13 protein-coding genes and 1 pseudogene are annotated in these 12,984 nt (G+C 55.6%); 10 read left to right on the top strand and 4 right to left on the bottom strand.

Annotated features, from left to right (window positions below):
- The first annotated feature begins 19 nt into the window (after positions 1-19).
- On the top strand, positions 20-517 hold the full coding sequence (gene radC / locus IHQ43_RS03920; protein WP_192563446.1) for a RadC family protein: 498 nt from the start codon (positions 20-22) through the stop codon (positions 515-517).
- Positions 518-620: 103 nt separating this feature from the next.
- On the opposite strand, the gene IHQ43_RS03915 is transcribed toward radC, so the two are convergent.
- Together IHQ43_RS03915 and IHQ43_RS03910 are read right to left on the bottom strand one after the other, a co-directional pair.
- Positions 621-1,277 carry an inovirus Gp2 family protein gene (locus IHQ43_RS03915; RefSeq protein ID WP_192563445.1) on the bottom strand — a complete coding sequence of 219 codons (657 nt, stop codon included), beginning with the start codon at positions 1,275-1,277 and terminating at the stop codon, positions 621-623.
- A 361-nt stretch (positions 1,278-1,638) separates the two neighbouring features.
- Positions 1,639-1,839, bottom strand: a complete 201-nt coding sequence (locus tag IHQ43_RS03910) for a helix-turn-helix transcriptional regulator (protein WP_192563444.1) — start codon at positions 1,837-1,839, stop codon at positions 1,639-1,641.
- Positions 1,840-2,159: 320 nt separating this feature from the next.
- Between IHQ43_RS03910 and IHQ43_RS03905 the strand changes: the two genes are divergently transcribed.
- The 7 genes from IHQ43_RS03905 (at position 2,160) to IHQ43_RS03875 (ending at position 9,205) form a co-directional block, all read left to right on the top strand.
- Positions 2,160-3,011 carry an amidohydrolase family protein gene (locus tag IHQ43_RS03905; RefSeq protein WP_192563443.1) on the top strand — a complete coding sequence of 284 codons (852 nt, stop codon included), beginning with the start codon at positions 2,160-2,162 and terminating at the stop codon, positions 3,009-3,011.
- A gap of 504 nt (positions 3,012-3,515) precedes the next feature.
- Positions 3,516-4,973: an AAA family ATPase gene (locus IHQ43_RS03900; protein ID WP_192563442.1), complete on the top strand. Its 1,458-nt coding sequence runs from the start codon at positions 3,516-3,518 to the stop codon at positions 4,971-4,973.
- Between the two features lie 130 nt (positions 4,974-5,103).
- The gene (locus IHQ43_RS03895) at positions 5,104-5,619 is read left to right on the top strand and encodes a retron system putative HNH endonuclease (protein ID WP_244142239.1); all 516 of its coding nucleotides are present in this window, start codon (positions 5,104-5,106) and stop codon (positions 5,617-5,619) included.
- A 290-nt stretch (positions 5,620-5,909) separates the two neighbouring features.
- Complete coding sequence (locus tag IHQ43_RS03890) at positions 5,910-6,392, top strand: isochorismatase family protein (RefSeq protein WP_192563441.1); 483 nt, start codon at positions 5,910-5,912, stop codon at positions 6,390-6,392.
- 138 nt (positions 6,393-6,530) lie between these two features.
- On the top strand, positions 6,531-6,899 hold the full coding sequence (locus IHQ43_RS03885) for a DUF6124 family protein (protein WP_192563440.1): 369 nt from the start codon (positions 6,531-6,533) through the stop codon (positions 6,897-6,899).
- A gap of 216 nt (positions 6,900-7,115) precedes the next feature.
- The gene (gene rimJ / locus IHQ43_RS03880) at positions 7,116-7,703 is read left to right on the top strand and encodes a ribosomal protein S5-alanine N-acetyltransferase (protein ID WP_115076483.1); all 588 of its coding nucleotides are present in this window, start codon (positions 7,116-7,118) and stop codon (positions 7,701-7,703) included.
- Positions 7,704-7,771: 68 nt separating this feature from the next.
- Entirely contained in the window at positions 7,772-9,205 is a 1,434-nt protein-coding gene (locus IHQ43_RS03875; protein ID WP_192563439.1) for an ArnT family glycosyltransferase, read from the top strand.
- A 65-nt stretch (positions 9,206-9,270) separates the two neighbouring features.
- On the opposite strand, the gene IHQ43_RS03870 is transcribed toward IHQ43_RS03875, so the two are convergent.
- Complete coding sequence (locus IHQ43_RS03870) at positions 9,271-10,092, bottom strand: phosphatase PAP2 family protein (protein WP_192563438.1); 822 nt, start codon at positions 10,090-10,092, stop codon at positions 9,271-9,273.
- On the bottom strand, positions 10,089-10,760 hold the full coding sequence (gene pmrG, locus IHQ43_RS03865) for a lipopolysaccharide core heptose(II)-phosphate phosphatase PmrG (RefSeq protein ID WP_192563437.1): 672 nt from the start codon (positions 10,758-10,760) through the stop codon (positions 10,089-10,091). Before pmrG ends, IHQ43_RS03870 begins: the two co-directional genes overlap by 4 nt.
- A gap of 243 nt (positions 10,761-11,003) precedes the next feature.
- On the opposite strand from pmrG, the pseudogene IHQ43_RS29770 reads away from it, so the two are divergent.
- Positions 11,004-12,065, top strand: a pseudogene (locus IHQ43_RS29770) (methyl-accepting chemotaxis protein); the annotation flags it as partial.
- Positions 12,060-12,923 (top strand): methyl-accepting chemotaxis protein, encoded by an 864-nt coding sequence (locus IHQ43_RS29765; RefSeq protein WP_420793312.1) that lies wholly within the window; start codon positions 12,060-12,062, stop codon positions 12,921-12,923. The pseudogene IHQ43_RS29770 and the gene IHQ43_RS29765, both read left to right, overlap by 6 nt.
- The last annotated feature ends 61 nt before the right edge of the window (positions 12,924-12,984 follow it).

The raw sequence follows: 12,984 nt of genomic DNA, 5'->3' as shown, positions 1-12,984 counted from the left end.
GTTCAAAAGGATTTTCCGCATGAAATATCACAAGCTCAAAGCCGGTGAAACGACCGGAACCTATGTCATGGATTCACCAGTCACCGAGGCCGATATTCTGCAGATGGCTCAACAACTAGCGATGAGTCGTCTGTCTAAAGGCAGGGCACTGACTGATCCGAAGCAGGTTTTCAACCACCTGCAAACGCTACTGCAATATCACGAGCACGAAGTTCTTGCTTTGCTACTGCTTGATACTAAACACCGGGTAATCAGCTTTCGGGAGCTATTCAGAGGCACGCTGGACGGTGCTAGCGTGTACCCACGGGAAGTGCTCAAGATTGCGTTGGAGCACAATGCGGCAGCGGTGATTCTGGTACATAACCATCCTTCCGGCGATCCTGAACCCAGCCAGTCCGATCGTACGCTAACCCTGGCGCTCAAGAACGCCCTCAGCATGATTGGCACCCAGACGTTGGATCACATTGTTGTAGGTCATGAAGGCTGCGTATCGCTGGCCGAACGAGGTTACCTTTAACTCCTATGTTCACACCGTCCGATAGACTGCCCTTGGCATTGCCAGGGAGGTCATCGGTACGGTGACCTTTTATTTATTTTTTTGTCGTGATTCAGCGTTGTGCTCAGCTTCTACTGCATCCGAAACCATGGGAACCATCCCCAAAAACCTTCGTGCTCGACTTACACAGATAGCTCGCACGATGGAAGAAGGCTGCCTGCCCAGCTATCTCGTCGCGATGCAAGTGATAATAAGGATTTTGTGGAATCTCGACCAACCCGCTGACAGCCTCTACTGACAACCCTAAAGCACTTGCCCACGCTCCTTCCAAGCGATTAAACATGTTGTCTCTGCCTGATTCGAGCTTCCCCAGCGCATTGAAGGCATCGTAGTTCAGCAAGATCGCAAAGTGATGATGTGGTCGCCCGTGCTGCCCTTGCTCCCTAGCCCAGACGTAACGCACCTTGGTGTCGTGTGCGTACTTATTCACAAGTTTCGCCATTTGGCGATTGTGCTTGATCTTGGCTTTAAAGGATTCGATAAAACGGTCAGCAACCTCGTTCGTGAAAGCGTAATCGGGCAATTGAATGTTAGCTGGTAGCCGTAGGTCAAACCTGAGTGCAAATACACGAGAGTACTGATTAAGCGCTCGAGATACCGTCTGATGAAGACGGTTTAGGTACTCTTGAATGAAAGGTCCCTTATCCACTTGCACGGCCAAGCCTTGGTAAGAGCCTTCGCAATGAAGGGTTAAGTTCGTGTTGCCTGGATGTCTAGCCATGATGGAGCTCCGATTATTTAGTTTCATATAGTCAGGACTCCAAGTACATTTTTACCTTGCATCTAAGAAAGCGGAGCACAATATTGCGCTTCGCTTAGAGAGACCACCTTTCCTCCAATACGCCTCCACTACATTCAACTAGCAAAGACAAGCCAAGCTCATAACAGAGATACTGTATAAGCATATTACCAATACCGAAAACCCTGACGGCACCACACTAAATAAAACACCCGCAAACCCTGTTAAAACGCAACATTACAGAGACCACAATCACTCTGGAAAAACACCATCAAGGAACTTATCCTTGATGGCGTTAACTGAACTTAGCCAATCAAGCTTCAAAGACAACCACTGCAGAACCTCAATTACTCCTACTCACCAATTTATCCCGATCTTTAACTTTATCCAGAATCCAATCGTGAACTTCACTTTCCAGCCAACCTACACAACGGTCCCCCAAGGGAATAGGCTTTGGAAACAAGTCGCCCGAAATAAACTTGTAAATCGTAGATCTAGCAAGGCCAGTGAGATCCATGACCTCTTTCAATCGAATTATCCTCATGAACGCAGCTCCTGTATTCGTCCAGAGGATTCGTAAGCCCAGTAAAAATTAACGTGCTACGGACTCTACCCTTCATCCAAGAGCAGGCCCTGGCGAGGCAACCTTGGCAAAGCAGCGCACCTAATGGTAATCAGACGAAAAAATTGCTTGTGGAATGGAGCAGTATCAACTCGCAAGATCGCTGCTGAAAATAGGCTCATCCCCAAGTAAAGACTGATAAATCGCCATTTTTTATCTACTAGGGACAATCTTGATTGACACATGAGTGACTGCATAGTAAATCTATATTTTTACTTAAATCACGCTAGGATGACCCTACAGTGGCACTAAAAATTGAGGACGATCTCTCCCAGATACTGGGTGAAACGGAATACAGTCACCGTTACGATGTATGGCTGTGGTACACACTTTTATTTTACGACTCAGCATTTAACCCACAGAACTTCGCGGATTTTGGCATGAGAGACAAAATGGCCAGATATCTACAAACCAGGACGTGGAGAGTCGAAGAACTTCTGAAAGAAAGACGCAAGCAACTTGTGCACAAAAGAGAAATTGAGTGGATAACTGAAAACCGTCGCACAACAGAGTGGATGACAAGAGAAATTCAAAACTCGACAGGACACAGCCAACTCGATAACTACTTTGACTTAAAAGAAAAAGATCTACCTATCGCGATCCTCGACGTATGGCAGAGAGACGTAACTCAAAAAATAAACCTACTCCGAGATCTTAAACAAAGATGGAGCAACCTTAGATCAAACGACAAAGTGTATACCTGGTTTAAAGATGACAACCAGAAAAGCCAGTTCGCCTGGGACTGGTTAGAAAAAAACTCATCCACCTTCACACTAGGCTCAACTGCCTTCGAAACATTCGAAGACATCTTGATTTTTTTTGATAAAGCAAATTACTCACGAGAACAAAAAGAGCTTTACATAGGAAAAATTAAAAAAGGATGGGGCCAAAAAAAATATAGAGAGAATCTAAAAGACAAAGCTCAGTACAACTTCGTCATTTCAGACAAGGCAATTGATAACCTCGACAAGCTGGCAGCTCGATATGAAATAAGCCGCGCAAGAACCCTAGAAATACTGATAGAAATGGAAGTAGAAAAAAATGATCACATACCTGAAAGAATCAGAACACTACAACTACTACGAAGCCCATAAATCAACAACAGCACAAATTTTCTTGAACTAGCCCTTGTTTTTTTACACTTAAATTCTAACGAAACCATTTAAATTTTAACTGAGATTTTTGTCAAACGGCAGGAGTGAAATACCTGAGCAGAGCAGTGCCACCTCTTTTAAACCACCATTACTCAAGCGGCCTAAGGATATACAGATCACTAAACTCTTATTTAGTCACATATATTTTCGAGTATCTCCTGTTACTTAAACTCCATCAATATTGCGCTTAATGTTAGTAGACACCATCTAGGGCTTCGCCTGATCGAGTGCAGGTAGAACAATTGAAAGAGCGGCCTCTTCATGATTGCACTCAAGGCCGTCATGTAATTCACGGTGTGATACCCCTCGCACCAGACAAGAAACTTGAAGGAGAGAACAGGAGGCACTCTCAAAGTTAGGACGGCTTTTCAGTCCCTCCAAAAGGCTGCGCTGGGAGCAGGTCAGCAGGTAGACTAGCGTTTTAAGCGTCGGCTGGAGTTTCGCATGAGCACGCAGGAAAACATGACGAGTGCCGGAAGAAATTCGCTACGGCTTTCCCGGTTGCGGCTGCGTGATTTCCGCTGCTTTGAAACGATCGATATCGACTTTCACCCGCAGCTGACAGTGCTGGTTGCGGCCAATGGCACGGGTAAAACGTCCATTCTCGACGCCATCGCCATCGCCTTCGGTCCGTATGTAGGGGCGTTTGACGAGGCTGTGGGCAAGCATTTCGAGCCGAGTGATATACGCCAGTTTCGTGCCAGGCAAACCGCTACAAACGAAATGGAGTACGCTCCTCAGGGGGCTAGGCTCGAAGCCACGGGGTTTATTCCCGGCAGCCTGCTCGATCAACTGTCCGATGATCTGCTGCCCACCATTTGGAGCCGTCATCTCTCCAGCACAACCAAGACCAAAACCTCGGTCAAAGATGCCAAGGAATTGGTGAACTATGGCAAGCGCATGCAAGAAGCGTCGCGCACGCCGGACACTGAAGTCGTTCTGCCACTCATCGCATACTACGGCACTGGGCGGCTGTGGCAGCAGAAAAAACTGACAGATGCGAAGAACATCCAACGCACCTCAAGGACCGTTGGTTATACCGACTGCCTCGATCCGGCTTCCAGCTATAAATCGTTCGTGCAGTGGTTTCGCTACTGGAGCCTGAATGCCAAGCAAGCCCAACTCAAAGCGCTTGAAGCTGGAGTCAGCATTGCCAATACTGAATTCGACGCCTACGTCCAGTCAGTGAGTCGCGCGGTGAACGCTTGCATCCAACCGGCAGGCTGGAGCGGCATCGAGTACTCCTTCACCCGTGACGCACTGGTTGCCCGCCATGAGCAATTTGGCGAACTGCCAGTCGAGTGGCTCAGCGACGGTATTCGCAACATGATCGGCATGGTTGCCGATATCGCATTCCGCGCGACCAAACTCAACGGCCACCTCAGTGCGCAGGCGGCGCAAGAGACACCAGGTCTACTACTAATCGACGAAGTCGACATGCATCTGCATCCGGATTGGCAGCAAGTGGTGCTGCTCAACCTGGCCCAGGCGTTCCCGGCCATGCAGATTATCGTGACCACTCACAGCCCCCAAGTGTTGAGTACGGTTTCCTCGGACTGTGTTCGAATCCTGCGCACTGAAATCGATCCCGAGACCACCAGCCGAGTCACCACCGTCAGTGAGCCACAATGGCAGACCCGCGGTGTCGCCAGCTCCGACCTACTGGCTCGTATTATGGGTGTCGACCCGATACCCCATGTGCCTGAGGCCATCTGGGTTTCCGATTATCAGGCGCTGATCCAGCAAAATCTTCATGAGCAACCTGAGGGGCGCATATTGAGAGACAAGCTGGAGGCCCATTTCGGAGCGGAACATCCAGTCATTCGCGAGTCTGACCGACTGGTTCGTTTACAGGGCATTAAGCAACGTCTGCCACGTGACCTTGGCAATGGGGAGCGTTGAGGTGCGTCATCTGGATCGGCAGGACGACCCGCCATTGGGCCTGAGGCGTTACCGGCACGGCCAGGACGCCTGGAGTGCCACTTGCCCGACACAAGAGGAGCGACAGGCTATATGGCTGGCGCTGGACTTAATGCAAGGGTCTCGATGTGCTTACTGTGAGGGGCCAATGGGTGAGGGAAATCGACACATCGAACACTTCCGTCAGCGCCGAAGTTATCCTCAGGGTACGTTCGACTGGAGTAACCTGTTTGGTTCCTGCAACCGCGCCGGCACTTGCGGCAAGGCCAAAGACCAATGCGGAACGTACCCACCAGGGACGCTGATCAAGCCTGATATCGAAGACCCCGACGCGTTTCTGGTGTTCACCCCCGGTGGCACCGTGGAGCCACGGGCGGGCCTGAGCGTGGGCGACCATCTTCGTGCCAGCGAAACCATCCGCATTCTCGCCCTGGACGGTGCCCTGAATCAGATTCGTCGCGCTGAACTCTGTGGCTACATCCAGACCATGGAGTATTTTGTAGAGTACGCCGAGGCGTTTCCCGACGACGAGGGTTGGGTTGAGGAGCTGGAGCGGGAAGTGCGAGAAACCGCGCATTTGCCATACGCGACGGCAATAAGGCACGTGCTGACTCGCCAGAGCGAGTGAAGATATGACCATGCGCCAGCAATTACTATCAGAGTCCGGTGGAAGCGCTCAAAGCGAGATCCGAAGTACATCTATAGGATCGACTTTGGTCCGACGTAAAGACGGGAATCTCAGAAGTCTCACGGATGGTATTCCAAAAGGTATTCCAATAAGAAATTTAACCGAAGATAACTCATTAAAATCAATACCTTATAAAATCTGTTCAGATTACCCCGGCCCACCAACTCTCAACGACAAGGCCCGCCAAGTGCGGGCCTTGTCGCATCTGGAGATTCACCCCGGGAGACCTCATGCGCCAAGCACTGCTGATCATCGACGTCCAACCCTGCGTCTCCCCGCCGCAATGGCTGATCGACGGCATTCAATCACTCATCGGCAAACTGCCCAGCGTCGCCACGGTCGAGCGCCATGACGAGAGCCGCACACCGTTCCAGCGTCAGCTCGGCTGGCATCCGGCGGCGGATGACGACAGCCTGATCGCCGCAGACCGTATCTTCATCAAATACGGCTACGCGCCCTCCCCGGACACAATCGAATACCTGAAAAGCCTGAATCTGGATCGCGTGGTGGTCTGTGGACTGCAGACCGAAACCTGCTGCCTCGCTGCAGGGTTTGCGCTGTTCGATGCCGGCTTGCAGCCGACGCTGCTCACGGATCTGACGGTGGGATCGTCGCTGGATCGTTCAGGTGGTCTGGGTGTGCGGTTGTGGGAACATCACTTCAAACACACGCTGACGTCGAGTGAACTTCACTCCTGTCTGCAGGGGTCCTAGGAAATTTCCCGCAACCCGCGTCGACTTCCATGAACTGGTTCAAGATGCTTCCAAACGCTAGTCTTCGCGCTCCGCTGCAACCCGGCAGATGGTTTACCAAAGGAATTCGCCGGGAGCCTGAAACCATGGAGCCTCGTCATGAAAAAAGACACCCGAAGCCTGCCTGATCAAACACCGCCTCACGAAACCGAAGCGAAAGAGCCAGCTGTGCTCACCCAGCCTCAGGAATACGTGAGAAAGCCGCGTCGCACCCTGCCTTTCAACGAAATTTTCTCCGTGCGCACCGACGTGGATACGGCCACTTTGCTGACCCATGCCTGCGAAACCCTGGCGGCGCTGAACATGGTGACGGCCAACATTGCCGATGATTTCACAGGCTCTCAACGCAGCCGGTTGCTGGCGATCCGGCAGCTGTCGATCATGACCGAAATGCTGGTCAATCGTGCCGTGGAGAACCTTGATCCGGTGAATCTGGTGCCCCGTACGACGGCGCCTGTCGTGCACTGACAATGACCGCTCGTCGATGACGCAAGTCGTTCATCGACATGAACTTTTCTTCACCCCGGCGGCGGTGATGGCCATGTACATTGGCCTCGCTCATTCAAGAAACTACGGTTCGCCCGCGCTCCTGCGGGCTTTTTTTCGCCCGGAATCTGGCGGCGATTTGTTTTTTCCTGCCTGCCGGGCAATTCTGGTGATCAATCCCGAGACCCGGAGCACCCGATGCCGCTGCTTACCCTGCCCTGTCAACGCCTGACGCTCGCGGTACTCGACCCGGATCAAGCTCCGCTGGAAAGCGCGTTCTACCAGCGCAATCAACGCCACCTCGCACCGTGGTCGCCGATTCGTACCACCGATTACTTTTCCACCGAACAGATCCGCCGACGCCTTGAAATACAGGCCAGCGCCTTCGAAGCCGGGCTGGCGGTGCATATGGCGCTGCTGACCCCGGATGGTGAGCAAATGATCGGCGCCTGCAATTTCAGCGGGATCATCCGCGGTGCGTTTCAGGCGTGTTATCTGGGTTATCACATCGACGAGGCGCATCAGGGCAAGGGCTTGATGCAGGAAGCGCTGGAGGCGGCCATCGCCTACATGTTCGACACCCAGAACCTGCACCGGATCATGGCCAACTACATTCCCGGCAATGAACGCAGCGCCCGGTTGCTGGAGCGCCTCGGGTTCGAGCGTGAAGGCTATGCGAAGGCGTACCTGAACATTGCCGGGCGCTGGCAGGATCATGTGCTGACGGCACGGGTCAATCCGCGTTTCGAAACGCCGGAGCAACGCTGGTCGCGACCGCTGTCCTGACGTTCACAAATTATTAAGGATTGGCCGCGTAAGCTCGGGTTTCCGCTCACTTCCGGTTGCCTGAACCCATGCCGCGTGCCGCCTCTTCCCTGCTTCTGCTTGCCGCCCTGCTGTTCTTTTTCGCCCTCGGCAACCATCAACTGCAAGGCTCCACCGAGGCCCGGGTGGCGGGCATTGCGATGGAAATGCATCTGGACAACGACTGGGTGACGCCGCGTCTGTTCGGCGAGCCCTTTCTGGAAAAACCGCCACTGAGCCTGTGGCTCGACGCCGGTGCCATGCGCGTTTTTGGCGTCTCGCCCTGGGCGGTGCGACTGGCGTCGGCGGTGGCCGGGTTGCTCAGTGTGATGCTGCTGTACGCAATGTTGCGCCGCTTCGAACGTCCGAAGGCCATCGCCTGGACGGCGGGGATTCTGCTGGCGACCATGGCCAGTTACTGGAGCAACGTGCGCGGGGTCGGTGAAGATGCGTTGCTCGCACTTGGCGTGACCACCGCACTGCTGGCGTTCTTCCAGGCGCAACGAGAATCAACCTTCGGCAATTCGTTGCTGTTTGCCGTCGGGATCGCCATCGCCACACTGAGCAAAGGCGTGCTCGGGCTGGCGATGCCGGGTGTGGTGATTTTCGCTTTTCTACTGGCCGACAACCTGATGGACAAGCGCTTCAAACTGACGGACTGGTTGCGTTCGGGTTTGCTGACCCTCGTCGGCCTGATCCCGCTGATGATCTGGCTTGCCGTGCTCTATCAGCGCGGCGGCGTCCAGGCGGTCAGCGAAGTGTTGCTGACCAACAGCGTAGGACGTTTCAGCGGATCGTTCGTCGAAGCCGGGCACTACGAGCCGTTTTACTACTACCTCGCCAAACTGCCGCAGGCGTTCCTGCCCTGGAACATTCTGGTCTATCTGGGGCTGTGGCACTTCCGTAAACAATTGAAGGCCAACCGTTACCTGCTGTTTTTCAGCCTGTGGATCATCGCGCAGTTCATCCTGCTGACCCTGGCGTCGAGCAAGCGGACGGTGTACTTGATGTCGATGACGCCGGCAGCGGCAGTGATCGCGGCGGAATATGCAGCCGTACTGTTCGAGAGGTTGAAGGAACGTAACAGCGGGTTTGTCGGACGAATCGCCCGTCATCGTCAGATACTGGCGGCTGGGGTACTGACAGTGGTCATCGCCAGCTACCTTGGCGCCGCGCAATGGGCACTGCCAAAAGCCGATAAACACCTGTCGTTCCTGCCGCTGACCGAACACATCCAGTCGCTGCAAGCGAGCGGAAATCAGGTCGCGCTGTTTCAAGCCAACGAACGGGTCGGCGGCGCCAGCGTGTTCTACACGCGGAGTGTCCTCAAGGGCCTGGATACCGATGCGCAGCTACGGGATTTTCTCAACGCATCGCCATCGAACATCGCCGTGATGTCGGGAGACAGCGAACCCGCCGCCCCGCTGAAAGTCCACAAGACCATGATGGTCGGGCGCCAGGCGTATTACTTCGTCGGCTATTGATGCCACGACAGCACAAACGAAAAACCCGCCGGTGATGGCGGGTTTTTCATTTCAGCGGCGAGGACTCAGAGAGAAACCTCAGGCTGTGCAGCGAACACCTTCCGCTCACGCTTGCTCAACACCGGCAATTCCAGACGAGCCCGTCCGTAGAACGCCAGCGCCGTCAGCAAACACGCCAGCCACACGAAGATCCCGGCCCAGAACGTGTGGGACATGTAATGCCAGCCCTGTAGGACTCGCGTGGTGCCGTAGACAAAACCGAGCAGCAGCGAGCCCCACAGCAACGCGCTGGAAAAGCGCCACTTATAACGACGCGCCACGAAGTACAGCGCCAGCATGGTGAATCCACCGGAAGCATGGCCGCCCGGCCAGCAACGCCCTTCACCCGCTTCGTGGAACAGCTGGAAATTGTTGTACCACTCGATGTGCGGCATCTTTCCGCCGTACAGCGTGGTCTCGATCGGGCAGTAAACGCTGGTGTGCGCCTTGAGGAAATGAATTACCCCGGTGCAGACCGCGAAAGCCACCACCACAAACAGAAAATCCCTACGGTGATCGGCGGCAAAACGCAGCACCGGCGCGACTTTGCTGCGCTCGAGAAAACCGCCCAGACGCGGATGCTTTTGCGGCTTCACCAGCGGCCAGACAAACGAAAGCATGGCGCCGATCAAGGCGATTTCCGCCGTCCAGTTCGGAATGATCCGCGCCCACTTGTGGGTCAGCTTTTCGAAGAAGTGGATCTTGTCGAGCGGGAACGTCTGGCTCAGCGGATCGAACAGAAGGTTGCTGAAAGCGATGTCGATACGGGTCATGTCGAACATCAGGAACACCAGCGCGGCACACAGCAGCGGGATGCCGAAGTTGTAAGCATAAAAGCGGGATTTCATTGGGTGGTCACCGTGCGCCAGTCGGAGGCTTCAATGAAGCCGAGCATCTGTGGGGCCGCCGGGCTGGCGGCGGAAACAAACAGCGATGCGCCGTAACCGAGGGTCGAGGCCGGCACCTTCAGGTCTTTTTCCAGCTGGGCCATGCATTCGCTGTGGGTCACCAGAATCAGGTTGCGTCCCGGGACTTTGTGCGCGAGCGCGTCCTCCAGCATCCGGCCCTTGCAACTGATCAGCCAGTCTTCGCCGGTCGCGGCCTTGTTGAACATGTAGCCGGCGGTCTGCACGGTGCGCATCATCGGGCTGTTGTAGACGTCGGCCTTGTCCAGACCCAACTGCTCGAACTGCGCGCCGACGCTCACCGCGACACTGCGCGAACGGTCGGTGATGCCATCATTGCCACTCAGGCACGGGGCTTTCGAGTGATCGCAGCGCTCGACATGGCGTACCAGCACGATCATCTCGCCCTTGTCCCAGCCGTCCTTCAGCGCCTGCGCTCCGGCCACATTACCGTGGGCAAGGTCAGGCACCGCCGCCGGGGCGAGTAGCCACAGGGTCAGCGGAATCACCAGCACCGACGCTGCCAATACCACCCAGGTGTTTCGAAAACGGGCCAGACCACTCAGATCAATCGAGCGCTTGACGCCGAACAGACTCAGTCTCAATTCCACAAAAAGCCGCCATCACTTGTCATTCGATGCGGCGAGAGTAGAGAGGAGGCTGTGGGCAGGCAGTGAAACCCATGTGAAAAAAATCTTCGGATCCATTGTTACAAATTCCGTAGGACAAAATCCTTTCAGCTCTCGGATTTGCGGCCGATACAGTCCTGCTTACACCCTTGCTGGCTCAAAAAAACAACAATCTTCCAGCCTGACCGACGATCAAGACGCACAACGTTTTCTGGAGGATTTGTGATGAATAGCTGGTTCGGCAACATCAGCGTTAACCTGAAACTGGGGCTCGGTTTCGGCCTCGTCCTGGCCCTGACCTGCATCCTGGCGCTCACCGGCTGGACCAGCCTTGGCGGCCTGATTGACCGCAGCAACTGGATGAGCGACATCACCCAGCTCAACGCCGGCCTGACCAAACTGCGCGTGGTGCGCCTGCAATACATGCTGACCAACGGCGACGAAACCGCCGCGCAGAACGTGCAGACCACCCTCGACGGGTTCGCCGCACAACAGCAGAAGCTGATCAGCAGCTTCAAGAGCCCGGAAAACGTCAAACTGCTCAAGGAGCAGGCGGCGACCATCGCCGAGTACCAGACGTCCCTGAACAAGATGCGTAACGCCTACCGCACCGGCAACACGGCGCGCGACACCATGGCCGCCAATGCCGAGACCGCGTACAACCTGATCCAGTCGATCAGCACCCGCGTCCAGCAGATGGACATGAGCGAACAGCGTTTCGAGCAGTTCCAGGCCATCACCGCCGCCAAGGAAGCGTTCATCCTGGCGCGTTACGAAGTGCGCGGCTACACCGCCACTGCCAACGCCGAGACCGAGCAGAAAGCCGTCGGCCAACTGGACGTGGCCATCGCCAGCCTCAAGCAGTTGAACGTGCATTTCGCCAGCACCCAACAGGATGCCCTGCGTCAGCTGGAAACTGCACTGACCAACTACCGCAGCGCCTTGCAGGCCTTCAAGAACGCCAATACCGACGCGGTGCAGGCGCGCAAGGAAATGACCGATCAGGGCGCGACCATCGTGACCCTGAGCGAGCAGCTGTATCAGATCCAGCTGGATCGTCGTGACGTGGAAAGCGCCCAGGCCCGTACTCTGCAATTGATCAGCACCCTGCTGGCCTTGCTGGTGGGTGTCATCGCCGCGTTCATCATCACCCGTCAGATCACCCGTCCGCTGCAGGAAACCATGGCTGTGGTCGACCGCATCGCCAGCGGCGACCTGAGCCACAACGTGATTGTCACCCGCCGCGACGAACTCGGCGTGCTGCAACAAGGCATCGCGCGCATGGGCGTGACCCTGCGTGACCTGATCAGCGGCATCCGCGACGGCGTGACCCAGATCGCCAGCGCCGCCGAAGAACTGTCGGCCGTGACCGAACAGACCAGCGCCGGCGTGAACAGCCAGAAGGTCGAGACCGATCAGGTCGCCACCGCGATGCACGAGATGACCGCCACCGTGCAGGAAGTCGCGCGCAACGCCGAAGAAGCCTCGCAAGCCGCAGCCGCCGCTGACGGCGAAGCCCGCGAAGGCGACAAAGTGGTGAACGAAGCCATCGCCCAGATCGAGCGTCTGGCCAGCGAAGTGGTGCGTTCCACCGAAGCCATGAGCGTGCTGCAACAGGAAAGCGACAAGATCGGCAGCGTCATGGACGTGATCAAGGCCGTCGCTGAACAGACCAACCTGCTGGCCCTCAACGCCGCCATCGAAGCCGCCCGTGCCGGTGAAGCCGGTCGCGGTTTTGCCGTGGTCGCCGACGAAGTCCGTGGCCTGGCCCAGCGCACGCAGAAATCCACCGAGGAAATCGAAGGCCTGGTGGCCGGTCTGCAGAACGGCACGCAACAGGTTTCCGCCGTGATGAACAACAGCCGCGCCCTGACCGACAGCAGCGTGGCCCTGACCCGCAAGGCCGGCTCGTCCCTGGAAAACATCACCCGTACGGTGTCGAACATCCAGTCGATGAACCAGCAGATCGCCGCAGCCGCCGAACAGCAAAGCGCCGTGGCCGAAGAAATTAGCCGCAGCATCATCAACGTCCGCGACGTGTCGGAACAGACCGCTGCGGCGAGTGATGAGACGGCCAAGTCCAGCGTTGAACTGGCGCGGTTGGGTGGGCAGTTGCAGCAGATGGTGAGCCACTTCCGCGTTTGATTTTTAGCGTCGAATAGCGATCTACAACGAAAAAGCCCGCGCCCGAAATGACTCATTATCA

The sequence above is a fragment of the Pseudomonas gozinkensis genome (assembly GCF_014863585.1).
Taxonomy (GTDB): Bacteria; Pseudomonadota; Gammaproteobacteria; order Pseudomonadales; family Pseudomonadaceae; genus Aquipseudomonas; species Aquipseudomonas gozinkensis.
The sequence above is the reverse complement of the archived record's forward strand: the minus strand, read 5'-3'. Positions and strand labels throughout refer to the sequence as shown.